Source organism: Mycobacterium sp. SMC-14, from assembly GCF_046250075.1.
Classification (GTDB): domain Bacteria; phylum Actinomycetota; class Actinomycetes; order Mycobacteriales; family Mycobacteriaceae; genus Mycobacterium.
The window spans coordinates 2,218,475-2,242,907 of record NZ_CP176429.1; the positions used below are offsets into that span (position 1 = coordinate 2,218,475).

The 24,433-nt window shown below is 67.2% G+C and carries 17 protein-coding genes; 7 read left to right on the forward strand and 10 right to left on the reverse strand.

Going from position 1 to position 24,433, the window contains the following annotated elements; translation table 11 throughout:
• The first annotated feature begins 128 nt into the window (after positions 1 to 128).
• The 3 genes from gcvP (at position 129) to ACKY0W_RS10345 (ending at position 6,480) form a co-directional block, all read left to right on the forward strand.
• Positions 129 to 2,960, forward strand: coding sequence for an aminomethyl-transferring glycine dehydrogenase (gene gcvP / locus ACKY0W_RS10335; RefSeq protein ID WP_409437459.1), 2,832 nt, complete (start codon positions 129 to 131; stop codon positions 2,958 to 2,960).
• 118 nt (positions 2,961 to 3,078) lie between these two features.
• On the forward strand, positions 3,079 to 4,704 hold the full coding sequence (locus ACKY0W_RS10340; RefSeq protein WP_409437460.1) for a hypothetical protein: 1,626 nt from the start codon (positions 3,079 to 3,081) through the stop codon (positions 4,702 to 4,704).
• A gap of 171 nt (positions 4,705 to 4,875) precedes the next feature.
• Positions 4,876 to 6,480: a hypothetical protein gene (locus ACKY0W_RS10345; RefSeq protein ID WP_409437461.1), complete on the forward strand. Its 1,605-nt coding sequence runs from the start codon at positions 4,876 to 4,878 to the stop codon at positions 6,478 to 6,480.
• 28 nt (positions 6,481 to 6,508) lie between these two features.
• Here the strand turns inward: ACKY0W_RS10345 and ACKY0W_RS10350 are convergent, their stop codons facing one another.
• From ACKY0W_RS10350 to ACKY0W_RS10375, 6 genes are all read right to left on the reverse strand, one after another.
• On the reverse strand, positions 6,509 to 8,620 hold the full coding sequence (locus ACKY0W_RS10350) for a hypothetical protein (protein WP_409437462.1): 2,112 nt from the start codon (positions 8,618 to 8,620) through the stop codon (positions 6,509 to 6,511).
• Between the two features lie 69 nt (positions 8,621 to 8,689).
• Positions 8,690 to 10,888, reverse strand: a complete 2,199-nt coding sequence (locus tag ACKY0W_RS10355; RefSeq protein ID WP_409437463.1) for a malate synthase G — start codon at positions 10,886 to 10,888, stop codon at positions 8,690 to 8,692.
• A 49-nt stretch (positions 10,889 to 10,937) separates the two neighbouring features.
• Complete coding sequence (locus tag ACKY0W_RS10360) at positions 10,938 to 11,852, reverse strand: 3-methyladenine DNA glycosylase (RefSeq protein ID WP_409437464.1); 915 nt, start codon at positions 11,850 to 11,852, stop codon at positions 10,938 to 10,940.
• Complete coding sequence (locus tag ACKY0W_RS10365; RefSeq protein ID WP_409437465.1) at positions 11,812 to 12,882, reverse strand: hemolysin family protein; 1,071 nt, start codon at positions 12,880 to 12,882, stop codon at positions 11,812 to 11,814. Before ACKY0W_RS10365 ends, ACKY0W_RS10360 begins: the two co-directional genes overlap by 41 nt.
• Entirely contained in the window at positions 12,875 to 14,221 is a 1,347-nt protein-coding gene (locus ACKY0W_RS10370; protein ID WP_409437466.1) for a hemolysin family protein, read from the reverse strand. The genes ACKY0W_RS10365 and ACKY0W_RS10370 overlap by 8 nt, the downstream gene beginning before the upstream one ends.
• 24 nt (positions 14,222 to 14,245) lie before the next feature.
• Positions 14,246 to 15,682: a GuaB1 family IMP dehydrogenase-related protein gene (locus tag ACKY0W_RS10375; RefSeq protein ID WP_409437467.1), complete on the reverse strand. Its 1,437-nt coding sequence runs from the start codon at positions 15,680 to 15,682 to the stop codon at positions 14,246 to 14,248.
• A 790-nt stretch (positions 15,683 to 16,472) separates the two neighbouring features.
• Between ACKY0W_RS10375 and ACKY0W_RS10380 the strand changes: the two genes are divergently transcribed.
• Genes ACKY0W_RS10380 through ACKY0W_RS10390 form a run of 3 tightly spaced genes read left to right on the forward strand, consistent with a single transcriptional unit; the run spans position 16,473 to position 19,554 of the window.
• The gene (locus ACKY0W_RS10380; protein ID WP_409437468.1) at positions 16,473 to 17,537 is read left to right on the forward strand and encodes a histidine phosphatase family protein; all 1,065 of its coding nucleotides are present in this window, start codon (positions 16,473 to 16,475) and stop codon (positions 17,535 to 17,537) included.
• A gap of 12 nt (positions 17,538 to 17,549) precedes the next feature.
• Positions 17,550 to 18,656 carry a histidine phosphatase family protein gene (locus tag ACKY0W_RS10385; protein ID WP_409437469.1) on the forward strand — a complete coding sequence of 369 codons (1,107 nt, stop codon included), beginning with the start codon at positions 17,550 to 17,552 and terminating at the stop codon, positions 18,654 to 18,656.
• A 34-nt stretch (positions 18,657 to 18,690) separates the two neighbouring features.
• Positions 18,691 to 19,554, forward strand: a complete 864-nt coding sequence (locus ACKY0W_RS10390) for an alpha/beta fold hydrolase (RefSeq protein WP_409437720.1) — start codon at positions 18,691 to 18,693, stop codon at positions 19,552 to 19,554.
• Positions 19,555 to 19,558: 4 nt separating this feature from the next.
• On the opposite strand, the gene gndA is transcribed toward ACKY0W_RS10390, so the two are convergent.
• The 3 genes from gndA to ACKY0W_RS10405 are packed head-to-tail and all read right to left on the reverse strand — an operon-like array spanning position 19,559 to position 22,431.
• Positions 19,559 to 21,007, reverse strand: a complete 1,449-nt coding sequence (gene gndA, locus ACKY0W_RS10395) for an NADP-dependent phosphogluconate dehydrogenase (protein WP_409437470.1) — start codon at positions 21,005 to 21,007, stop codon at positions 19,559 to 19,561.
• 54 nt (positions 21,008 to 21,061) lie between these two features.
• A complete protein-coding gene (locus ACKY0W_RS10400) occupies positions 21,062 to 22,000 on the reverse strand; it encodes a M56 family metallopeptidase (protein ID WP_409437471.1) in 939 nt (312 codons plus the stop codon).
• 14 nt (positions 22,001 to 22,014) lie between these two features.
• Positions 22,015 to 22,431, reverse strand: a complete 417-nt coding sequence (locus tag ACKY0W_RS10405; protein WP_406757146.1) for a BlaI/MecI/CopY family transcriptional regulator — start codon at positions 22,429 to 22,431, stop codon at positions 22,015 to 22,017.
• Positions 22,432 to 22,570: 139 nt separating this feature from the next.
• On the opposite strand from ACKY0W_RS10405, the gene ACKY0W_RS10410 reads away from it, so the two are divergent.
• Positions 22,571 to 22,984, forward strand: a complete 414-nt coding sequence (locus tag ACKY0W_RS10410) for a PaaI family thioesterase (protein ID WP_409437472.1) — start codon at positions 22,571 to 22,573, stop codon at positions 22,982 to 22,984.
• A 44-nt stretch (positions 22,985 to 23,028) separates the two neighbouring features.
• On the opposite strand, the gene ACKY0W_RS10415 is transcribed toward ACKY0W_RS10410, so the two are convergent.
• On the reverse strand, positions 23,029 to 24,414 hold the full coding sequence (locus tag ACKY0W_RS10415) for an NAD(P)/FAD-dependent oxidoreductase (RefSeq protein WP_409437473.1): 1,386 nt from the start codon (positions 24,412 to 24,414) through the stop codon (positions 23,029 to 23,031).
• Positions 24,415 to 24,433: the final 19 nt, after the last annotated feature.

Here is a 24,433-nt window from a genome sequence, read left to right on the forward strand (position 1 = left end):
ACACCCGCCCATGGGGAAAGGCGCCCCAGAAATCGCGGCGCCGAATCTCTCAGGCGCCCGGGCCGGGCAGACGACAGAGGGGGAGGACACGAATTCGTCTCGCAGTCGTCTAGCGCCCAGGAGTTCCCGTGTCCGAGCACACCGAATCCAGCTTTGTTGACCGGCATATCGGCCCCGACAACACCGCGATCAGCACGATGCTCGCCGCCATCGGTGTCGGGTCGCTGGAGGATCTCGCGGCAAAGGCGGTGCCCGCCGGCATCCTCGACGCGCTGAATGCCGATGGCATCGCGCCCGGGCTCGACGTCCTTCCGGCTCCGGCTACCGAGGCTCAGGCCCTGGGCGAACTGCGCGAACTGGCCGATGCCAGCACGGTCGCGGTCTCGATGATCGGCCAGGGCTACTACGACACGCTCACCCCGCCGGTGCTGCTGCGCAACATCATGCAGAACCCGGCGTGGTATACCGCATACACGCCCTACCAGCCGGAAATCAGCCAGGGCCGGCTGGAGGCCCTGCTGAACTTCCAGACCATGATCGCCGATCTGACCGGGTGCGAGATCGCCAACGCCTCGATGCTCGACGAGGGCACCGCCGCCGCCGAGGCGATGACGTTGATGCACCGCGCGACGCGGGGCGCCTCGCATCGGTTGCTGGTCGACTCCGATCTGTTCGCCCAGACCGCGGCGGTGTTGGCTACGCGGGCCGAGCCGCTGCGCATCGAGATCGTCACCGCCGACCTGCGGGAAGGACTTCCCGACGGCGACTTCTTCGGGGTGATCGTGCAGTTGCCGGGCGCCTCGGGCCGGATCACCGATTGGTCCGGGCTGATCGAGACCGCCCACGAGCGCGGTGCGCTGGTGGCGGTGGGCGCGGACCTGCTGGCATGCACGCTGCTCACCCCGCCCGGCGAGATCGGCGCCGACGTGGCGTTCGGCAGTGCCCAGCGGTTCGGGGTGGCGATGGGCTTCGGCGGCCCGCACGCCGGCTACCTGGCGGTGCACTCGGGCCACGCCCGCCAGCTGCCCGGCCGGCTGGTCGGGGTGTCTCTGGACGCCGATGGATCAGCGGCGTTCCGGCTGGCGTTGCAAACCCGCGAACAGCACATCCGCCGGGACAAAGCCACGTCGAACATCTGTACCGCGCAGGTGCTGCTGGCGGTGATGGCCGCGATGTACGCCAGCTACCACGGTGCCGACGGCTTGGCCGCCATCGCGCGGCGTGTGCACGGCCAGGCCGAGAAGATCGGCGCCGCGCTCGGCGACGCGCTGGTGCACGAGCGCTATTTCGACACGGTGCTGGCCCGGGTGCCCGGCCGCGCTGACGAGGTCATCGCCGCGGCCAAGGCCAAGGGGATCAACCTGTGGCGTGTCGACGCCGACCACGTCTCGGTGGCCTGCGACGAGACCACCACCGACGCGCATGTGGCGGCGGTGCTGGAAGCCTTCGGGTTGGCCGTGGTCGAGCCCACCGGCGTATCGATCGCCACCCGCACGTCGGAATTCCTGACGCACCCGGCGTTCACCCGCTACCGGACCGAAACCGCGATGATGCGTTACCTGCGCACGCTGTCGGACAAGGACATTGCCTTGGACCGCAGCATGATTCCGCTCGGTTCCTGCACGATGAAGCTGAACGCGGCCGCCGAGATGGAGTCGATCACCTGGCCGGAGTTCGCCCGCCAGCACCCGTTCGCCCCGGCCGGCGACGCCGTGGGACTGCGGACGCTGATCGCCCAGTTGGAGGCCTGGCTGACGGGGATAACCGGGTATGACGCGGTGTCGCTGCAACCCAATGCCGGTTCGCAGGGGGAGTACGCGGGTCTGCTGGCGATCCACGCCTATCACGCCAGCCGCGGTGAGTCGCATCGTGACATCTGCCTGATCCCCTCCAGCGCCCACGGCACCAACGCCGCGTCGGCGGCGCTGGCCGGAATGCGGGTGGTGGTGGTGGCCTGCCGGGACAACGGCGATGTCGACCTCGACGACCTGCGCGCCAAGGTCGACCAGCACGCTGAGGCGTTGTCGACGTTGATGATCACCTACCCCTCCACGCATGGCGTCTATGAGCACGACATCGCCGAGATCTGCGCCTCCGTGCACGACGCCGGTGGCCAGGTCTACGTCGACGGAGCCAACCTCAACGCGTTGGTCGGCCTGGCCCGGCCTGGAAAGTTCGGCGGAGACGTCAGCCACCTGAACCTGCACAAGACCTTCTGCATCCCGCACGGGGGCGGCGGCCCCGGCGTCGGGCCGGTGGCGGTGCGCGCGCACCTGGCCGAGTTCCTGCCCGGGCACCCGCTGGCCGCGGAGTTGCCCGGCGGGCATCCGGTGTCGGCGGCTCCCTATGGGTCCGCGTCGATCCTGCCGATCACCTGGGCCTATATCCGGATGATGGGTGCCGACGGTCTGCGTGCGGCGTCGCTGACGGCGATCGCGTCGGCGAACTACATCGCTCGCCGGCTGGACGAGCACTACCCGGTGCTCTACACCGGTGAGAACGGCATGGTCGCCCACGAATGCATCCTGGACCTGCGGGAGATCACCAAGAACACCGGCGTTACCGTCGATGATGTCGCAAAACGGTTGGCCGACTACGGTTTCCACGCACCGACCATGAGCTTCCCGGTGGCCGGAACCCTGATGGTGGAGCCCACCGAGAGCGAGAGTCTGGCTGAGATCGATGCGTTCTGCGAGGCGATGATCGCTATTCGCGGCGAGATCGACCGGGTCGGCTCCGGCGAATGGACGGTTGAGGACAACCCGCTGCGCGGGGCCCCGCACACGGCCGAGTGCCTGGTGGTCGACAAGTGGGAGCACCCCTACACCCGGGAGCAGGCCGCCTACCCGCTGGGCCGCGGATTCCGACCGAAGGTGTGGCCGCCGGTGCGCCGGATCGACGGTGCGTTCGGCGACCGCAACCTAGTCTGCTCGTGCCCGCCGGTGGAGGCCTTCGGCTGAGTCGCCGACATTCGGTAAACAGACAGCAAAGTCTCAGCTGCAGCAAAAAAGAGTCTAGGATCGCACTTATCCAATTCATGGTTGAGGTTCGCGCCTAGGAGGACTCGTGCAGGAGCCCATGTCTCGCTCCTGTCTCACCGCCGGTATCGCCCTCGTGAGCGCTGGGATGGTCACGGTCGCCCCGGTCACGGTGCCACCGCGGACCTGTGTGACTTCGCCGGGCGTGGCGCTGACCACCTCCTACGGCGACCTGTTTGCCAACACGCGCGACAACATCGAGCGCATCAGCGCGAACGCGGACTGGTCGGCGATCTCGCAGTTGTTGACCGCGATGTTCGCCAATCCAGCCGGAGTCATCGAAGCGGCCAGCAACTTCACGGCGGCTGTGGACACCGACACCGCGTCGCTGCCGGCCACGGTCTCGGTGCAGCTGTCGCCGGGGCTGGAATTGCTCATCGCGGGTCTGACATCGCACGTGGCGACCCTGGATGCGCTGTTCGGCGTGGTCGACGACCTGGGTGATCCCAAGACCGCATTCACCGCGCTGTTCAACGCGCCGGCCACCCTGCTTGACGCCTACCTCAACGGCCAGCACAACCTGTCCCTGCTGGGCGGCATCATCACCATCCCGGCGTTCAACGGGGTTCTGGCGCCCGAGCAGAGCCTGGAGATCGACCTCAATTTGTCCAGGCTGCTGGAGATGCTGGGGTTGGGCACTCCGGATCTGAGCAACCTGAACCTCGACGGCGTGATCGACCAGATCCGGTCCGGCACCTTGACCTTGGGGGGCCTGCTCAGCGGCCTGGGGTTCAGTGACGACGGTGTCGGGGATCTGCTGAAGCTGACCACCAACGTCAGCACGCTGGGGGAGTTGCTCGACCTCGTGGGCCTGGGCGACCTGGGTCTGAGCCGCTACAGCCTGACCGCCCTCTTGGGTGACCTCGGCCCCAACACCGACTTCTACCGGGATCTGGACCTCGACCTCGAACTCGGCAACTTCCGCCTCGCGGACGTGCTGAGCGCGTTCGGGGTCGACGCCGTGATCCCGCTGGGGCTGGGCCACCTTCTGGTCGGTCTTGGCGACGGCAACCTCGCCGGCGAACACCTCGGCAGCCTGCTGTCGGACGTCGGCCTGCTCACCCAGCTTCTCGGTTGGCTCCACGCGACAGCGGCTGACCTCTTCGACCCGGTTCCCCTGGTGGGACCTCTGCTGACTGGGCTGGTGAGCGACCTGCTGGGGGCCAACGGCCTGGAAACCCTGCTCAACACCTTCACCGTCGGCGATCTGCTGGGCGACCTGCGGCTCGACGACAGCGTCAGTTCGCTGTTGGGGAATGTGGGCGGAGCGTTGCTGTCGGTCGGCAACCTGACGATCGGCGGCGTCCTGGTAGACCTCGGCTTCACCGATTCCGTCGGCGACCTGACGCTGCGCGATGTGCTCAGTGGGCTCGGGGGTGCGCTGGGCGGCGTCCTGATCAATGGTCCGCTCGCGCTGGACCTCACCTGGCTGTTGAACGGCCTTGATGTGGGTGACCTGGTCGGCTTTTCGGGGCTCGACGGTGTGTCGCTCAACCTCGGCGACCTGGTCGGGAACTGGGTGAACCCCTACCTCGCCGACTTGCTCGAGGGTTTTGCCCAGGGCCAAGTGAATCTGGCCGGCGCCAGCGTCGGCGCCTTCGGTGGGACGTTCACCGAACTGTTCGTCAGCATGCCGCAGCAGCTTCTCGCCATGCTGGGCGGCTAGGCACCAGGTCCGCTTCGTAGCCACCTCAGATCGGGCGAATTCGCGCGCCGGGGTGCTGTGGGGCGCCGTACCAGCAATACGGAATAAATTCAGTGAAATCTCAAGTTCGACCTCAAATAGGTTTACGCTGGCCTCATCCGAATCGTGATTAACATCATCTGAGGAGAGATCATGCAACACCTCACTCTTCGTCCGTACCTCACAGCCGGTGTCGCCGTCGTGGGCGCCGGGATGCTCGCGGTCGTGCCGGTGGCGCCGGTTTCTGCGCCGGCGCTCTCACCAGGCGGCGCACCCGCCGTTGCACTGACCACCACCTACACCGAGTTGTTCACCAATACCTGGGACAACGTGCAGAACATCAGTGCGCACGCCGATTGGTCCGGGATCTTCCAGGTCTTCACCGCGATGTTCACCAACCCGCTCGGCGTGATCGGTGCCTTCACCGACCTCACCCCGACGGTGGACACCGACATCACATCGCTGCCGGCGACGGTGTCGGTGCAACTGGCGCCGGCAATGGAGTTGCTGATCGCCAACCTGGGGTCGCAGGCGGCGACCCTGAACGCGCTCAACAGCGTGATCGCCGAGCTGGGTGACCCGGCGACCGGTTTCACCGCGCTGCTCAACGCGCCGGCCACCGTGCTCAACGCCTACCTGAACGGCCAGGACAACCTGAGTCTGCTCGGCGGCATCATCAACATCCCGGCATTCAACGGCATCCTGGCGCCGGAGCAGAACCTGGAGGTCGACCTCAACCTGACCAAACTGCTGGACGCACTTGGGCTGGGCAACCTGGATCTGACCAACGTCAACCTCGCGGCCTTGATCGACCAACTCGGCCTGGGCGATCTGACCCTGGGGGGACTGCTCACCGAGCTGGGGATCAGCGGTGACGGTTTGGGTGATTTGCTGAAGCTGGGCAGCAACGTCACCGACCTGGGCGGACTGCTGGACTTTCTGGGCCTGGGCAACCTCGGTCTGGGCAGCCTCAGCTTGACCGGCATCCTGAGCGGGCTGGGCCTGGACACCGAGGTCGACCTGAACAGCCTGAGCCTCGACGACGTGCTGAATGCGTTCGGCATCAACACCGAGATCAACCTCGGCCTGGCCCAATTGCTGACGAATCTGGGTTTCGGCGGCCTGGTCGATACCTCGCTGGGATCGCTGCTCGGCGGGCTGCCGGGAGGTGCGCTGACCGATATCACCGGCATCCTGAACTCTGTTCTGGCGAGCATCATCAACGGCCTGCCGCTGCTCGGGCCCGTTCTGGAAGAAGTTCTCGGTGCCGTCGTCCTCACCCCGCAGAATCTGATCGACGCGCTGAACACCGTCACCTTCGGTGACCTGTTAGGCGGTCAGAGCATCGACGAGACGGTCAGTTCGCTGCTGGGCGCCCTTGGGGTCTCGCTGCCGACCGGCGACCTCACTATCGGCGGCATCCTGGAAGGTCTTGGCTTCGCCGACTCCACCGGTGACCTGACGCTGGGCGGCCTGCTGGGCGGACTCGGTGGCGGGCTGCTCGGAATCGACGTCACCGGACTGTTGAACGGCCTGGACCTGGGTGGCCTGATCAGCGGCCTGGGCCTGGACAACCTGCCGCTGAACCTCGGCGACTTGGTCGGTGACCTGTCGAACCTGAACCTGGGTGAGCTGCTCGACGATCTCGGCTTGGGCAACCTGGACCTGGCCAGCATCAGTGTCGGCTCGTTCGGCGGGATGATCACCGAGCTGCTGGTCACCGTGCCGCAGCAGATCCTGGACGCGCTGGGCGGGTAGCGCAGTAGGGCGCCGGCCCCAGGGTGCGTCAGCTCAGCAGCGAGTTCAGCGCGCCGGCCAGTTCGGGGGAGTTCGCCCCGCGCAGATTCTGGTACGTGCCACCGGAAAGTGACGCCACCGACTGCCAGGTCGCTTGGTCGGCGTCCGCGCCGAAGTCGATGACGTTGACGGCGACCGGTCGTTCCGGATCGATGTTGGCCCGGATGAAGTCCTGAAGCCCTGGGCCGTCCAAGGTCCGGTCGGTATGTGGACCCGCGGTGATGACAAGTACCGAATTCGCCTGTCCGGGGTGGTAGTTGGCCAACGCCTGGTTGTACACCAAGCGCAACGTCGTGAACGAAACCGCGCCGCCGGGCGTCGAGCTCAGATCGTTGAGCTCGCTGACCAAGGTCTCGGCACGGGTCCCGCCGTTGAGCGGCTCGTCCAGCGGGCCCCCGGTGACCACATTGCGGCCCTCGGTGCCGTCGAAGGTCCACAGGCCCACAGACGAAGTCGGGGACAGGGCTTTGATCCGTTGATCCAGGGCGGCGATCACATGGGCCAAGCGGCTCTTGCCGCCTTCGTCGGTGGTCATCGACTGGTCGAGCATCACCGTGACCGCCGCGCTGCCCGGCAAGGTGGTCAGGGCGTTGGCCAGGGCGGCGCGCGTCGCATCGTCGTCGACCGACAGGGTGTCTGACACCGCCGGGAAACCGGTCACCTCGCTGCTGGGCGGTTCGACGCCCTCAACGCGGAATCCGGCTTTGGCCAGCTCGGCGAGCTGGTCGGGTTTGCGGGCGAAGCGGGCGAACTCGCTGGCGGCGCTGACCTGCTCCTGCGACAACCAAGAACCGGCGAGCAGCACGGTGGGGTAGTCGGCGACCGGCACCGGTCCCGGAGGCCGCCAGGAGCTCAGCTCGGTCGCGGGGTCCGACAGCGACTGGCCGCGGGTGAACAGTTGCTGCTCGGTGGTCACCACCGCGTGCACCGGTGCGGAGCCAAGATTTCCTTGGCGCAGAAGCACGTTCATGGCCTCGGCGAGCGAAGAATCGGTGAGCTTGGGCTGCTCGCCCGCGAGCCGGTGTACACCGCCGACCCCGTCGACGATCGGGGCGCCTTTGGGGGCTACACCCGCAGCCACCGCCTCGCCGGCCAGGAAAGCGGCGTCGGCGTTGCCGCCGATCGGTAGTGCCAGCCGCAGCGGCCCCCAGCCGGCCAGCCCGAGCCGGCCCAGGCTGTCAGGATCGGTCTGCAGGTCCGGCAGACTCGCCCAACTCTGCTTCTGTAGTGCGCTTTTGAGCTCGGGGCGAATCGCCAACAACACCGGCGAGGTCACCAGCGACCGGCTGTCGCTGACCGTTTCCGCCCCCGCGGAGGCCTGCAGCCGAGCCGTGGAGACCGAACTGCCAGGGATCCACAGCGCCGGGCGCTGCCCGAGTTGCGCCGGCCAGTCGCCGATGAAACCGCTGACGACGGCATCGGAATCGACCGGCTTGACCTGCACCGACACGCAGCGATCGCCGACGGGCTTCGCGGTCTTGTTGAACCGGTCGGCGAAACCCTGCACATGGTCGGCGATCGATGGATCTGCCACGACGGCAACCGCCAGATCGCCGGCGGCGCAGTTGCCTGCGGCGTCGGCGGAACGATGCGACAGTGAATTGCCGAAGAAGCGCCACAGGATCACCGCGCCCACCACAACGATCACCGTGACAAGCGCGGCGATCACTCCGACGCTGACACCGCGCGTCCCCGAGTCGTTGCGATGCCGGCGCCACCGGTCGAGATCGCGGTGGCCGCCGCGTGGCTCGTCTTGATCCGATACCGATGACTCGCCGGCGACGCCGCCGATGGCACCGAAAGGCCCGGTGCGATAACGCGATTCCTCATCGGGTTCACCGCCGCGACGCATGTACTGCGCCGGGTCGGCATCGTCGTATCCCGCATCGTCGTATCGCGACTCGCGATATCCAGCGTCACCACCGTCGGGGAACGTCTCGTCGTAGAAGGCGTCGTGATAGTCGTCGACGTAGTCGTCGTCGTCCGGGTCGCCAAGGCCGAACAGCTCGGGTCCGCCGGACAGGTGGCTGTCGTCGGATTCGTCGCCCCCCAACGGTTCATCGGCGGAATCGTCCGGGCCGGGGAAACTGTGCCTACCCACGGTGGGTGCGTCCTCTCCGCTTGGTCAGTTGTCCGGCCACGGTGTTGTTCACTGAAGATCTACGTCGGATCAGATACCGGCCTGGGCTTTGAACTCCCGCCGACGCCGGTGCAGGATCGGCTCGGTGTAACCGTTGGGCTGGGTGGTCCCGGACAGGATCAGCTCGCGAGCGGCCGCGAACGCGATGCTGGATTCGAAGTCGGGTGCCATCGGCAGGTAACTCGCGTCACCGGCGTTCTGGCGGTCCACTGCCGGGGCCATCCGCTCCAGGCTGGACTGCACGTCGTCGGAGGTGATGACCCCGTGCCGCAGCCAGTTTGCCAGCAGCTGAGACGAGATCCGCAGCGTGGCACGGTCTTCCATCAGCGCCACGTCGTGGATGTCGGGGACCTTCGAACAACCCACACCCTGGTCGATCCAGCGCACCACGTAGCCGAGGATCGACTGGCAGTTGTTGTCGACCTCCTCGCGGATCTCGTCGGGTGCCCAGGCCAGGCCTTCGGACAGCGGAATGGTCAGCAGCGCATCGATTGTGGCGCGCCGCTTTCCGGCCAGTTCCTGCTGCACCTCAAAGACGTCCACCTGGTGATAGTGCATCGCGTGCAGGGTGGCGGCGGTGGGAGAGGGCACCCACGCGGTGCTGGCACCCGAGCGCGGGTGGCCGATCTTCTGGGTGACCATGTCGGCCATCAGATCGGTCATCGCCCACATGCCCTTGCCGATCTGGGCGTGACCGGTCAAGCCGGTGGCCAATCCCGCGTCGACGTTGTTGTCCTCGTACGCCAGGATCCACGGCTGCGACTTCATGCTGGCCTTGCGGACCATGGGCCCGGCCTCCATCGACGTGTGGATCTCGTCTCCGGTGCGGTCCAGGAAGCCGGTGTTGATGAACACCACCCGGTCGGCGGCGGCCTTGATGCAGGCCCGCAGGTTGACCGTGGTCCGCCGCTCCTCGTCCATGATGCCGATCTTGAGGGTCTTCTGCGGCAGACCCAGGACGTCCTCGACCCGGCTGAACAGCTCGGCGGTGAAGGCGACCTCATCGGGGCCATGCATCTTGGGCTTGACGATGTAGATCGATCCGGTGCGGCTGTTGACCAGCGGTCCGTTGTCGTCGGAGGCGGTCAGGCCGTGCGCGGCGATCAGCCCGGTGAACAACGCGTCCTGGATGCCCTCGAACACCTCGCGGTCTTCCGCGCCGTCGGAGCTCCGGACGATGGCATCGTTGGTCATCAGGTGACCCACGTTGCGGACGAACATCAGGCTGCGGCCCGGCAGGGTCAGGGTTCCCCCGTCCGGCGCGGTGAACTCACGGTCGGCGGCCAGGGTGCGGGTGAAGGTCTTGTCGCCCTTGCGGACCTGTTCGGACAGGTCGCCCCGATTCAGTCCCAGCCAGTTGCGGTACCCGAGCACCTTGTCCTCGGCGTCGACCGCGGCCACCGAGTCTTCGAAGTCCATGATCGTGGTGACCGCCGATTCGAGCACCACGTCTTTGATGCCGGCGGCGTCGGTGGATCCGATCGGTGACTCCGGGTCGATCAGAATCTCGACGTGCAGGCCGTGATGGGACAGCAGCACCGACGACGGCGATGCGGCCTCGCCGGTGTAGCCGACGAATTCCGCCGGTGCGGCGATTGCGGTCTCCAGGCCGTCGCCGAGCGTGACCACCAGCGCGCCGTCGGTCACCGCGAAGCTCTTGACCTCGGTCCAGGCACCGTTGGCCAGCGGCACGGAGTCGTCGAGGAACCTACGGGCGTAGGCGATCACCTTGTCGCCGCGCACCTTGTTATATGACGTGCCCTTTTCGGCTCCATCGTCCTCGCTGATCACGTCGGTCCCGTAGAGCGCGTCGTACAGCGAGCCCCAGCGTGCGTTGGCGGCGTTGAGCGCGAACCGGGCGTTGAGCACCGGGACGACCAGCTGCGGGCCGGCCTGCACCGCAATCTCGTCGTCCACACCGGCCGTGGTGACGGTGAAGTCCTCGGGTTCGGGCAGCAGATAGCCGATCTCGGTGAGGAAGGCCCGGTAAGCCTCGGTGTCCAGCGGCTCGATCACCCGGTGCCGGTGCCACTTGTCGATCTGCGCCTGCAGCTCGTCGCGACGCGCAAGCAGCTCCTGGTTCTTGGGCGTCAGATCGGTGACGACCTTGTCCACGCCGGCCCAGAAGCTGTCGGGGTCGACACCGGTGCCCGGCAGCGCCTCGTCGGTGATGAAGTCATACAGCACGCGTGCGACCTGCAAGTCGCCCACCGACACCCGGTCCGTCATGATTTCCTCCCTCATAGCCGATCTACCACCTTACCGGCAGGTCGCGAGGCTATTCGCATCCGGCGAATTCTGTCAGCAGGCCACACCGGTCCAGCAGAGCGGCCCGTAGCGGTGTGGCGCGCTGTGCGATCTCGCTTTGGCGGCGGACGTATTCGGCACGGCCGGCCGCGTTTTCGATGGTGATCGGTGCGTAACCGTAGTAGCTCAGGTCATAGGGGCTGGCGCGCATGTCGAGTTCGCGCGCCGACGCGGCCAGCTGAAGGCAGGCCAGCAAAAGTTCGGAGTCGATCAGCGGCCCCAGCTTGTAGCACCACTTATAGAGGTCCATGTTGGCGTGCAGGCAACCCGGCTGCTCCCAAGCGATTTGGGTGGCCCGGCTCGGCGCCCCCGCATTGCGGGGCGCCGCGGCGGGGGTGAAGAAACGGAAGGCGTCGAAGTGGGTGCAGCGCAGCGGAATTGACTCGACCACCGCGTCGGTCTCGGCAGCACTCAGCCGCAGCGGTACATGACCGTGGCGCACGGTATCGCCCTGAAACACCATCGCCCACTCGTGCAGGCCGAAGCAGTTCAGCTGAGCCGGCCGCGCAGCGATGGCGCGTAACAGCCCTGCGACGAACGTCACGGTGTCGACTCGCTCACGCAGGTATTCCTCGGCGACACCGACCTGGCCGCCGCGTACCGCGTAGCCGCGCCGTCCGCCATAGTGGCGCAACGCCTCCGGCCCGGCGAGCGTCACACCGAAGCCGGGATTCCAGCTGCGCAACTGTGCCGGCCGCAGGCTGTAATAGCTGAACAGGAATTTCGGCACCGGGTCGCCGTCAGCGATCCGACGCAGCTGCGGGGCCAGGAAGTCCTCGAGTCGCTGCCGGTACGCCTCGGCCCTGGGCTGCCACTGCACGCCGTCCAGAACCCGTTCCGCCAGGTCAAACACGGTGCGTCCCGTCGCGCACGGTGCCCACGACATCCTCGACCATGTCCTCCAGGGTCACCATCGCCACCGCTGTACCGTCCTCGGCGACCGCCAGCGCCAGATGGCTGTTAAGACGCCGCAGCCGCGACAAGGCATCGGCCAGCGGCAGGGAGGCGGGGATACGCGGCAGGGGCCGTACCGCGGCGACGTCGACAACGGCGTCCGCTGCGGCCCCCAGCCCGGTGGAGGTCTCGCTGAGCAACAGCACATCCTTGATGTGCAGGTAGCCGACGAATTCGCCCTGGTCGATGACCGGGAACCGGGAGTAACCGGTCTGAGCGAAGGCCTTTTCGATCGCGGCCACGGTCGGGCCGCGTCCGGCGCTGGCCACCGGCACGGCGCGGATGTCGCCGATCGGCAGCGCGACATCGGCGACCACCCGGGTGCGGATCTGCAGGGCACGGGTCAATCGGGTGTATTCCTCGAGGTCGAGCAGACCCGCCGAGACCGACTCGGCGATCATCTCGCTCAACTCGACGGTGGACACCGTGATCTCCAGTTCGTCCTTGGGTTCCACCCGCAGGACCCGCATGATGACGTGTGCGCACCAGTTGTAGAACACGATGAACGGCCGCGCCGCGGCCATGTAGAGCAGGTAGGGCGGGATCAGCAGCATCGCCGCGGTCTCCGGACCGGCCAGGGTGATGTTCTTCGGGACCATCTCGCCGAACAGCACATGCAGGGTGACCACGATCGCCAGTGCGACGACGAACGCCACGGTGTGCAGCAGGGGATCCGGGATACCCGCCAGCCGGAAGGGGTGCTCGAGCAGGTCGGCCACGGCGGGTTCACCGATCCGGCCGAGCAGGATCGAACACACCGTGACTCCGAGCTGGAAGCCGGCGAGCATCAGCGGGAGCTGTTCACCGGCGCGGATGACGGTGACCGCGCTGCGCCTGCCTTGTTCGGCCAGGGATTCCAGCCGGTCCCGGCGTGCCGAGATCAGCGAGAACTCCGCGCCCACGAAGAACCCGTTCCCGATGACCAGTACCACGGTGAGCACCACGTTCAGCACGTCAGCCATCGCCGGCCTCCACATGGGTGAGCTCCAGCAGGTCGATACGCCGGCCGTCCATCCGGGCCACCCGGGCCAGCCAGCGCGGTGGGTGCGCGGAGAGCTCGTCGGGGTCGAACGCGGTCAGCTCGACGGTCTCGCCGGCCGCCGGAATGTGGCCGAGTTCTTGGAGTACCAGTCCGCCGATGGTCTCGTAGGAGCCCTCCGGTGCGCGGTAGCCGGTAGCGGCGGCCACCTCGTCGATGCGCAGCAGGCCCGATACCTGCCAACCGCCGCCGGAGGCGACGACATCGGGGGTGGCGTCGTCGTGTTCGTCGCGGACATCACCCACGATCTCCTCGATGAGGTCCTCGACGGTGAGCATGCCGGCGGTGCCGCCGTATTCGTCGACGACCATGGCCGCCTGCTGGCCATTGGCCCGGATCTGTTCCATCACCGCATCGCCGTCCAGCGTCGAGGGCACCACCGCGACCGGTTGGGCCACAGTCGTGACCCGAGTGGACGCCCGGTCAGCGACCGCGACCGAAAAGACCTGTTTGACGTGGACGATGCCGACGGTGGCGTCCAGATCGCCGTCGACCACCGGAAACTTGGAGAAACCGGTGTCGATGGCGGCCGCGGCCAGATCGGCGACGGTGTCGCCGGCCTGCAGGCTCACGATCTTGGATCGCGGCGTCATCAGTTCGGCGGCGGTCAGGGCGCCGAATCGCAGCGAGCCCTCCACCAACGCGGCGGTGGTCGGGTCGAGGGCACCGCTGCGTGCGGAATTGCGAACCAGTGACGCCAGCTCGCGGGCCGAGCGGGCGGAGGCCAGCCGGTCGGCGGGCTCGATCCCGAACCGGCGCAGGATGCGGTTCGCCGTCCCATTGGTCACCTTGATCGCGATCGCGAACAGCCGGGAGAACAGCAGTTGCGGCCCGGCCACCGCGCGGGCGATCGGCAGCGGGCGCGCCACGGCCAGGTTCTTGGGCACCAACTCGCCGAAGACCATCGACAACGACGTCGCGATCACCAGGGCGAGGAACAGTGCAACGCCGGCAGTCATCCGCTCGGGCAGGCCCACCGCCGCCAGCGGGAGGCGCAGCCAGCGGGCCAGCACCGGTTCGGCCAGATAGCCCGTCGCCAGCGTCGTTATCGAGATGCCCAGCTGGGCGCCGGACAGTTGAAAGGACAACGTGCGGTGGGCGTCTTGGATGTAGGCATCGCGACGGCCGCCGCGGTGGGCGTTGGCCTCCACGACACTGCGTTCCAGGGTCGTCAGGGAGAACTCGGCGGCCACGAACACCGCGGTGCCCAGGGTCAGGACCGCGAACGCCAGCAGGCTGGCTACCGTGACTACCAGGCTCATCGGATACTCATCGCCGTGTGGGTCTCACCAGCCGAACGGTAGCGGATGGCCCTCGGCGAACCCGGCAGCCGACTGCACGCCGACCACCACCCGGTCGTGCAGCTGCGCCAGGTCGGCAGCTCCGACGTAGGTGCAGGTGCTGCGGAGGCCTGAGGTGATGTGGTCCAGCAGATCCTCGACGCCGCCACGTTCGGGGTCCAGCGCCATCCGCGACTTCGAGATGCCTTCCTCGAAGAGTGCTTTGCGGGCGCGGTCGAACGCACTGTCAGCGGCGGTACGCGCGGCCACCGCGCGTTTGGACGCCATCCCGTAGCTTTCCTTGTACGGCCTGTCGTCGCGGTCGAACATCAGGTCGCCGGGGGACTCGTAGGTCCCGGCGAACCACGAGCCGATCATCACGTTCGACGCCCCGGCGGCCAGGGCCAGCGCGACGTCTCGGGGATGGCGTACTCCACCGTCGGCCCACACGTGGGCGCCCAGTTCGCGCGCCGCGGCAGCACATTCGAGGACGGCGGAGAACTGCGGGCGGCCCACTCCGGTCATCATCCGAGTGGTGCACATGGCGCCGGGGCCGACCCCGACCTTGACGATGTCGGCCCCCGCGGCGATCAGGTCCCGGGTGCCGTCGGCGGACACCACGTTGCCGGCCACCACGGGAACGCCGGGCTTCAGCGCCGCGACCGCGCAGATGGCTTGTAGGGCCTTTTCCTGGTGTCCGTGGGCGGTGTCGATGACCAGCAGGTCCACCCCGGCCGACAGCAGGGCGGTGGCCCGGGCGGTGACATCGCCGGTGATACCCACCGCGGCGGCGATGCGCAAGCGTCCCTCACCGTCAGTGGCGGGGGTGTAGATCCCGGCCCTGATCGCGCCGGTGCGGGTCACGACGCCGGCCAGGGTGCCGTCGGGATTGGTCAGCACCGCGACATCGACGGGCGCGTGCTCCAGCAGGTCGAACACGGTGCGCGCATCGGTGCCGACGGGCGCGCTGATCAGCTCGGCCACCGCGACATCGCGGACCCGGGTGAAGCGATCCACGCCCTCGCAGCATGCCTTGGTGACCAACCCGGTGGGCCGGCCGTCGACGAGCACCACCGCGACGCCGTGCGCGCGTTTGGTGATCAAGGCCATCGCGTCGGATACCGAATCCTCGGGGGACAGGACGACCGGGGTGTCGGCGACCAGGTCGCGACTCTTCACGAACGCCACGGTGTGCCTCGCGGCCTCGATCGGCAGATCCTGGGGCAGCACCACGATCCCGCCGCGCCGAGCAACCGTCTCGGCCATTCGCCGGCCTGCCACCGCGGTCATATTGGCCACCACCACCGGGATCGTGGTGCCCGACCCGTCGCGGGTGGACAGGTCGACGTCCAGGCGCGAGTCGACGGCCGAGCGGTTGGGGACGATGAAGACGTCGTTGTAGGTCAGGTCATGGGTGGGGTCGTATCCGCCAACGAACCTCATCGGGCGACCACCACCGGTCTGTCGGGTTCCGAAGAGCCCATCTGTTCGCCTCCACACGTCGTGAGCCGGACACCGGCACCCACCGGGCGACACCGTTTCGGCCCGGTCAGCCACGGTACCGCCAGCGCGATGGCGGGCACCACCTGACGCGATATCAACCGAATGAAAAATTGATCTTCCTCACAGCAGGTTGGTCGGTTAAACTCATGGAGACTTTTAAGGGAGCGGAGATGACAGTTAGCTGCCACCAGCGAGGTGCCGCCACCGCGGCCCCGGTTGCAGCTTCTTGCGTCCCCCCGGTGGTCGGTCGTGGCGTCCGCCGACAGGCGATCGAATCGACGCTGGAGCGGCGGGAATGCCGCGTCGAGGGATACCTGCAGCGCAAACTGCACCGGCAGTGGCGCAACCGGGGATCGTAACCCGCCCAATCCGACTCGAAATCGGCCGCGAAGACTCAGGTCTGTGCTCTGTCTTAGATTGCAGCACAAGTAATTTGATAGGGCTGTCTGCTGACGAGCAGCTCGGCGAGCTTCGGCCTTCCGGTCCGATTGACGATTTCCGACGCCGACGCGGCGTACCCCCTTGGGGCGCACAGCGAGATGCCAAGCGCCTTTGCGCAGCATCGAACGAAATCGTGGATGGCGCAGGCACGGCGATTCAGAGCACGCTGTCGACTGCGCGATGATCTGGCCCTATTGCAGTTAGCTCGCTTGCGACTAAATAGCGCTTCAAAAACTGATAAATAACTGAATCAATGCTGAATCCGATAACACCAATAGAGGTAGGCGCCATGCAGGCAAGCCACGTTCTGTCCCTCACCGCCAGCGCCGCGCTGGCCGGCGGCATCGCCGTCGTCCCGCTCGCGGCGTCGTCGCCACCGGCGGCCGCGGCCGCATTCGACATCCAGCTCACCGCGCAAGACATCGTTATCGATTTCGTGCGGCACGCAGAGATGATCTCGCCGTACGAAAACATGCTCACCCCGTCCCCGGATCATCCCGGGGCTCCGCTCAGCGACGTCGGACAGGAACAGGCGTCCGACGTCGGGAACCAGCTCTTCGCCGAGCTCGGCCAGGTCGCCGGCATCTTCAGCGGGCTGGGCCTGCGGGTGACGGAGACCGCCGCGCCGTTCGCTGATCTGGTGGGCATGACCCCGCAGTTGTTGACCCAACTCGACGAGGTCGACAGCGGAATCTACGCGCTCGATCCCATCGAAAGCCTCGGCGGCCGGCTGGCCTTTCTGACCGTGGGCGGCTGGTCGTTGGGCGCGCCGCTGGGGTTGGCACTGCTGTCGGCCCCGGGCTCGCACGACGCGAACGGGATCGTCATGGGGGAGAGATTCGACGACGGTGTTCAAACCATGTATGACCACGCACTGGCCAACAGTGACGTCGTCAGCGACAACGGCCAGGTCACAGAGGTCGCGTTCACCAGCACAGCGTCGATCTTCACCTGGGTGATGCAGAACGTCGACAACCCGGATGTGCTGTTCTTTCTGGACCTCATCAAAGAGGCGAACAGTGTCCCGAACGGCCAGACGACCATTTTCCTGCCCAACACCGCCGTCGTCGAAGTCACGGGCAACCCCACCGACGGCTGGACGCTGGTCAGCTGGGACGGGCACGCCATCGCGGCGGATCCGGATCTGCTGAGCGCGCTGTTCGTCGACGTACGCGATCTGGTTCTGCCGGCGCAAGCGGCGCTCTGGCACACCTGGGAGGCCCTCCTCGGCGGTGATCCCGCGACGATCATGAGCGCGGTGCAGACCGGTTTCGACGACGTCAGCTCGGCGCTGCTGCAGTTCCCCGGATCGGTGTTCACCGACATCATCGACGCCATCGGAAATCTCGGTTAGGAGGTAGCCGCCATGCAGATACGCTCGATCTCTCCGATTGCCGCCGGTGTCGCCCTCGTCGGGGCCGGTGTCATAGCCGTCGTCCCGCCGGCGCAACCCGGCGGCGCGGTCTACGGCATTACGCTGGCCAGCGGCGAGGCTCAAGACATCGTCATCGATATCGTGCGGCACGGCCAGCGAATGCCGCCGTTCAACGATGTCATCACCCCCTCGCCGGACCATCCCGGTCCACCGCTCAGCGATCTCGGCGTGCAACAGGCGCAGGACGTAGCCGACAAACTCCACCAGGAACTCGGCGACCAGGTCGCGGGAATCTTCTCGGGACAGGCCATCAGGGACATGGACACCGCCGCGCCGTTCGCCGCCCTGGAGAACATGGCGACGCAGATCCTGCCCGGGCTCAACGAGATCGACAGCGGCATCTACGCCGGTCAACCGATCGCCAGCCTGGCCGGATTCCTCTACCAGTTCACGCCGATGCTCTGGACGCTGTTCGGATTGGTGCTGGCGCCCATCCCCGGTTCGGTCGAGGATCCCAACGGGGTGGTGATGAACGAGAACTTCACCGGCGCCGTCAACGCGATGTACAGCGCCGCGATGGCCAACCCGGTTGTCAGCGACAACGGCGACATCACCGCCGTGGCCTTCAACAATGAAGCCGACATCGCGGCCTGGGTGGCGCTCAACGTCAAGAACCCCGACATCTCACTGCTGCTGCCGCTGACCCTGGAGACCATGTTCGCCAACGACGACGGATCACCGATGTTGCCCAACACCGGCATCGTGCAGATAGAGGGCAACCCCACCGACGGCTGGACGCTGGTCAGTTGGAACGGGATCGCCGTCCCCGAGGACCCCGGACTGCTGACGAAGCTCATCATGGACGTGCGCGAGCTGATCATCACACCGCAGGTCGCGGCGTGGCACCTCTACCAGGCGCTGCTCGGCGGGGACGCCACCACCATCGGTGACGCGCTGCAGACCGGGCTGCACGACATCAGTACGACGTTCCTGGGATTCCCCGCCACGGTGTTCACCGACATCACCGATGCGTTGTCGAACCTCGGGGCGGCCGACGCGAGCGGCTCGGCACTCGCCGATCTGCTGGCGCTGATCTGAGGCGCAGCGCACAATGACCGCGATGACGAATACGGTGTGGCGAAGCAGTGTCAGCGAGTGGCGGGACGGCGGCGAGTGGGTGTCTACCGCCGCGGGTCGGGTGTTTGTGCGGTCAGAAGTAGGGGATGGGCCGACTATCCTTCTGCTGCACGGCTTTCCGTCCTGTTCCTATGATTTCCGGTCGGTCGTGGCCAGGCTTGCCGGTCGGTCCTGGATGACGATGGATTTCCTCGGGTTCGGATTGTCTGACAAGCCGCGTCCGCATCGCTACAGCCTGTTCGAGCAGGCCGACCTGGTGCAGCAGGTGGTGGCATCGAGAACCACGGGTCCGGTGGTGTTGGCCGCCCACGACATGGGCACCTCGGTGGCCACCGAACTGTTGGCGCGCGACCTTGAGGGCAACCTGACCTTCGACCTGCAACGCGCGGTGCTGACCAACGGCAGCGTGATCTTGGAGCGGGCCAGCCTGCGGCCTATCCAGAAGGTACTGCGCGGCCCGCTCGGTGGTGTCGCCGCCCGACTGACCAACCGGCGCAGCTTCGTTCGCGGATTCGGCCGGCTGTTCAGCTCGGATCATCCGCTGACCGCTGACGAAGCCGCCGCACAGTGGGCCCTGCTGACCCACAACGGCGGGAACCGGATCTCGCACCTGCTCTCGGCCTACCTCGACGAACGGGTGCGGTATGCGCAGCGCTGGCACGGCGCGGTGCGCGACTGGCCCAAGCCGCTGGGCTTCGTGTGGGGGCTGGGCGATCCGGTCGCCACCACCAATGTGCTGGACGGCCTGAGGCAGCTGCGCCCAGCCGCCGACGTCGTCGAGCTACCCGAGCTGGGGCATTACCCGCAGGTCGAGGACCCGCAGGCCTTCACCGACGCCGTACTGCGCCTTTTGGTCTAGGCCGTTAGACCGGCACTTCGCTGCGGTCGGCGCTCCACAGCGTGTGGTACTTGCCTTCCGCGTCCACCCGGCCGTAGCTGTGGGCGCCGAAGAAGTCGCGCTGGGCCTGGGTCAGGGCGGCCGGCAGCCGCTCGGTCCGCAGGCCGTCGTAGTAGGCCAGGGCCGAGGAGAAACCGGGGGCCGGGATACCCAGGCTGATCGCAGTGGTCACCACTCGACGCCAGGAGTCGATGGCGGCCTCGACCGCGCTGCGGAAATACGGCGCGGCGAGCAGGCTCACCAGGTCGGGGTCGGTGTCGAAGGCCTCTTTGATGCGATTGAGGAACTTCGCGCGGATGATGCAGCCGCCCCGCCAGATCGTCGCCAGGTCCCCCGGGGTGACGTTCCAGCCGTACTCGGCGCTGCCGGCCTGAATCTGGTTGAACCCCTGCGCGTAGGCGACGATTTTGGAGGCGTACAGCGCCTGGCGGACGTCCTCGGTGAACCGGGCCGCGTCCGAGGGGCGCTCGCCGAGAGCTCCGGCGGCCAGGCCCGCCGCGGCGCGCCGCTGCGGGACCGAGCCCGACAGCGCCCGGGCGAACACCGCTTCGGCGATGCCGGTGACCGGAACCCCCAGGTCCAGAGCGGACTTCACGGTCCAGCGTCCGGTGCCCTTCTGCTCGGCTTCGTCGACGATGATGTCGACCAGCGGCTGACCGGTCTTGGCATCTACCTGTCGCAGCACCTCGGCGGTGATCTCCACCAGGTAGCTGTCCAGCTCCCCGGCGTTCCACTCGGTGAACACGTCGGCGATCTGCGGTGCCGCGAGCCCCAGACCATCGCGCAGCAGCTGGTAGGCCTCACCGATCAGCTGCATGTCGGAGTACTCGATGCCGTTGTGCACCATCTTCACGAAGTGTCCCGCGCCGTCCGGCCCGATGTGGGTGCAGCACGGCACCCCGTCGACGTGGGCGGAGATCTCTTCGAGCAGCGGGCCCAGCGACTCGTAGGACTTCTGGGGGCCGCCCGGCATGATCGAGGGTCCGTTCAGCGCGCCCTCCTCACCGCCGGAGATACCCGCCCCCACGAAGTGCAGGCCGCGGGCGGCCATCGCCTTCTCCCGGCGGATGGTGTCGGTGTAGAGCGCGTTGCCGCCGTCGATGATGATGTCGCCGGGCTCCATCGCGTCGGCGAGTTCGTTGATCACGGCGTCGGTCGGGTCACCGGCCTTGACCATGATCAGCACGCGCCGCGGCTTCTCAAGTGCGGCAAGGAATTCCGGAATCGACTCGCTGCGCACGAAGTTCCCCTCGGAACCGTATGCGTCGAGCAGCGCGTCGGTTTTGGCGACCGACCGGTTGTGCAGCGCCACGGTGTAGCCATGGCTGGCGAAGTTGCGCGCGATGTTGGATCCCATGACTGCCAGTCCGGTTACGCCGATCTGGGCGGTGCCAACAACTTCCGACGCGCTCATGTATTCGCCTCTCGGTGGTAGGTGATTCGATCCCGGCAGGCCGGGTGGCGCGGGTTACCCCGCGATCAGTCGATGCAGCTCGGTCAGCCACGGTACCGCGAGCGCCACCGTGGGCACCGTCAGCACCCCGGCCGCGGCCGAATAGGCGGCGGCGGCCAGCGCAGGGCTGTTGCCCCGCCCCGACAGCCGTTGCACGCGCAGCACCGTGTTGGTGCCGCCGGCCGCCAGCGCGCCGGTGGGGACTTTGGCCGAGGCACAGGTCACCAGGGCGCGGGCCAGGGGAGGGGCGCCGGCCACTCGTACGGCCGCGTCGTCGGCGAGAAGTTCGATCAACAGCCGCACCGCGTCCAGGGCACTGGCGCTGCGCACGAACCAGGGGAACGCAGTGTGCACCGCCGAGAACGCCTCCAACACGAGGTCATGTCGGGCGCGCAGATGAGCCCGTTCATGGCACAACAGTGCGGCCAACTCGGTGTCACCGAGCGCGTGCAGAGTGCCCGAACTGACCACCACCCGGCTTCGCACCCCGGGCAGGCAGTAGGCGAGCGGCTGCATCACCTGCAGAATCCGCAGGCCACTGGTGCGCACGGCGGGCGGGCGGTCGGTGACGCCCACCAGGTCGACGAGCATGCGGTGGTGGGCCCGGCGCTGGCGGGTGCGGATCGCGACCCGCAACACCGTCCACGTGAGGCGCAGCCCGACCATCAGGGTCAAGGCGAAGACCGCGACGTAGAAGGTCCACAGCCCCCAACCCAGGCGGTCCAATGAGCCGAGGATCGTCGAGGTGGGTCGGCCGTCCGGGCCCGGCATCAGCAGGCGGCTCGCGGTGGCCAGGCCCGCGCTGAACGCCGACAGCACAGCGGCGATCGCGATGGCCTGCCAGAGCACCAGCGCGGCCCGGGGGGCGCGTAGCGGCCAGTCGGCGCGCGCCAGCAGGGCGGGTACCGGCCCTACGAGCAACAGCGCGACGATGGAAAAGGCCAGCGCGGACACGCTGTTAGTCTCCCTCAGGAAGCGGGTCGGCCGCTACCTGGCAGCCGAATGCGGTGTTTGGCCTCGAGTTCGTCCAGTGCACGCCGCAACGCATCGGCCTCGTCGACACCGACCCGTTCCACGAAATGCACCAGCGCAGCCCGGCGGTCACCGGAGTCAGCAGCCTGATCGAGTGCTTCCACCATCAGCCCGGCGACCAGTTCGTCGCGGCCCCGGACCGGTGTGTAGCGGTGCGCGCGGTCGTCGCGAATCTGCGACACCAGATTCTTCTTGGCCAGTCGCTGCAGGACCGTCATCACGGTCGTGTAGGCCAGGTCGCGTTGCACTGACAGCGCTTCGTGGACCTCGCGCACCGTCTGAGACTCCGGCGACGACCACAGATGGTCCATCACCGCACGTTCCAAGTCCCCTAAATGGGTCTGTTTCGCCATGTTTGTTATCAACTCCCCGGGCAACGGAGCAAGCCTACCCTTAATTACTACCGGGCGTCGTATCAGAAGCTGAGGGTCTGCTGCGACCCGGATGTGATGGGCACGGATCGCCGGGGCGGGCATCGTGTAAAACCATCACATGGCTGCCACCGGAGTTCCGTCCGATTTCTCTGCGCCCTTCGACAAAGAGATCGGCCTGGTCTACACCGAGATCGGCCCGGACGGTGCGCGCGCCCAACTGGAGCTGCAGCCCAAACTCTGCCAGCCGGCGGGCATCGTGCACGGCGGCGTGTACTGCTCGATCATCGAAAGCGTGGCCAGCGTTTCGGCGCACACCTGGCTCAACCGCGACGGCGGGGACGCGGTCGGCACCGTGGTCGGGGTCAACAACAACACCGATTTCCTGCGGGCAGTCTCGTCGGGAACCGTATACGCCGCATCCACCCCGATCCATCGCGGCCGACGTCAGCAGTTGTGGTTGGTGACGATCACCGACGCCGACCAGCGGACGCTCGCTCGCGGCCAGGTCCGGCTGCAGAACCTGTCGGATTAAATCGTTCGGCGCAGATCGGGCCAGGCCGATGGCGACGGACCGCGCTAGCTGACCGCGCGCTCCGCGCCGCGCTGCGCCTCGGCCGCCAGCACCTCGAGCTGTTCCAGCCGGGTTCTGGCGAAGGCCTGCTGCTCGGTGATGGTGAGCTGACCGCGCCGGGTGCTCAGGAAGGTCACGTTCCACGACAGCAGGGTGCTGATCTTGTTCTTGAACCCGACCAGGTAGATCAGGTGCAGCCCCAGCCAGGCCAGCCAGGCCAGGAAACCGCTGAACTCCAGCGGCCCGATCTTGGTGACCGCGGAGAACCGGGAGACCGTGGCCATCGAACCCTTGTCCAGGTATTGGAAGGGTTCCCGGTCGGCCGGGTCGGCGCCGCCGAGCTCGGCCTTGATAGTGCTGGCGGCGTGCTTGGCGCCCTGGATGGCACCCTGCGCCATACCGGGGACACCGTCGACGGCCGCCATGTCGCCGACCACGAAGACGTTCGGGTGACCCGGCACGGACAGGTCCGGCAGCACCTTGACCCGCCCGGCTCGGTCGAGCTCCACGTCAGACTGCTCGGCGAGATCACGGCCCAGCGGGCTGGCCGACACACCGGCGGACCACACCTTGCACTGGGACTCGATCCGCCGGATCTTGCCGTCGGCGTCCTTGACGGTAAGGCCGTTGCGGTCGACATCGGTGACCATGGCACCGAGCTGGATCTCCACGCCCATCTTCTGCAGCCGCTCGGCTGCCTTGGCGCCCAGTTTCTCGCCCATCGGTGGCAGCACGGCCGGAGCGGCATCGAGCAGGATCACCCGCGCCTTGGTCGAGTCGATGTTGCGGAACGCGCCCTTGAGTGTGTAGTTCGCCAATTCGGCGATCTGCCCGGCCATTTCGACACCGGTGGGGCCCGCGCCGACCACGGTGAAGGTCAGCAGCTTCTCCCTCCGGGCTTCGTCTCGGGACCGTTCGGCCTGCTCGAAGGCGCTCAGGATGCGACCCCGCAACTCCAGGGCGTCGTCGATGGTCTTCATGCCGGGCGCAAACTCGGCGAACTGGTCGTTGCCGAAGTAGGACTGTCCGGCGCCGGCCGCGATGATCAAGCTGTCGAACGGGGTGTCGTAGGTGTGGCCGAGCACCTCGGAGGTGACGAACTTGCCGGCCAGGTCGATGCGTGAGACGTCGCCGAGCAGCACCTGGGCGTTGCGCTGCTTGCGCAGCACGACACGGGTGGACGGCGCGATCTCGCCCTCGGACAGGATGCCCGTCGCCACTTGGTACAGCAGCGGCTGGAACAAGTGGTGGGTGGTACGGGCGATCAACTTGACGTCGACGTCGGCTCGCTTGAGCTTCTTCGCCGCGGTCAACCCACCGAATCCCGAGCCGATGATGACGACCTGGTGGCGTCGGCTCTGCTGCGCAGTGACTTCAGGCTGGGCGCTCATGGGAATCCGGTTGCTCCTC

What these genes read in the sequence shown, in the direction of transcription:
- ACKY0W_RS10355 (WP_409437463.1), bottom strand. Translation starts at nt 10,888, where the DNA reads ATGACGGACCGGGTGTCGGTGGGCGACTTGCAGGTCGCACGCGTGCTG.
- ACKY0W_RS10385 (WP_409437469.1), top strand. Translation starts at nt 17,550, where the DNA reads ATGCAGATACGCTCGATCTCTCCGATTGCCGCCGGTGTCGCCCTCGTC.
- ACKY0W_RS10340 (WP_409437460.1), top strand. Translation starts at nt 3,079, where the DNA reads ATGTCTCGCTCCTGTCTCACCGCCGGTATCGCCCTCGTGAGCGCTGGG.
- ACKY0W_RS10365 (WP_409437465.1), bottom strand. Translation starts at nt 12,882, where the DNA reads ATGGCTGACGTGCTGAACGTGGTGCTCACCGTGGTACTGGTCATCGGG.
- ACKY0W_RS10415 (WP_409437473.1), bottom strand. Translation starts at nt 24,414, where the DNA reads ATGAGCGCCCAGCCTGAAGTCACTGCGCAGCAGAGCCGACGCCACCAG.
- gndA (WP_409437470.1), bottom strand. Translation starts at nt 21,007, where the DNA reads ATGAGCGCGTCGGAAGTTGTTGGCACCGCCCAGATCGGCGTAACCGGA.
- ACKY0W_RS10380 (WP_409437468.1), top strand. Translation starts at nt 16,473, where the DNA reads ATGCAGGCAAGCCACGTTCTGTCCCTCACCGCCAGCGCCGCGCTGGCC.
- ACKY0W_RS10375 (WP_409437467.1), bottom strand. Translation starts at nt 15,682, where the DNA reads ATGAGGTTCGTTGGCGGATACGACCCCACCCATGACCTGACCTACAAC.
- ACKY0W_RS10405 (WP_406757146.1), bottom strand. Translation starts at nt 22,431, where the DNA reads ATGGCGAAACAGACCCATTTAGGGGACTTGGAACGTGCGGTGATGGAC.
- ACKY0W_RS10410 (WP_409437472.1), top strand. Translation starts at nt 22,571, where the DNA reads ATGGCTGCCACCGGAGTTCCGTCCGATTTCTCTGCGCCCTTCGACAAA.
- ACKY0W_RS10360 (WP_409437464.1), bottom strand. Translation starts at nt 11,852, where the DNA reads ATGTCGTGGGCACCGTGCGCGACGGGACGCACCGTGTTTGACCTGGCG.
- ACKY0W_RS10370 (WP_409437466.1), bottom strand. Translation starts at nt 14,221, where the DNA reads ATGAGCCTGGTAGTCACGGTAGCCAGCCTGCTGGCGTTCGCGGTCCTG.
- ACKY0W_RS10345 (WP_409437461.1), top strand. Translation starts at nt 4,876, where the DNA reads ATGCAACACCTCACTCTTCGTCCGTACCTCACAGCCGGTGTCGCCGTC.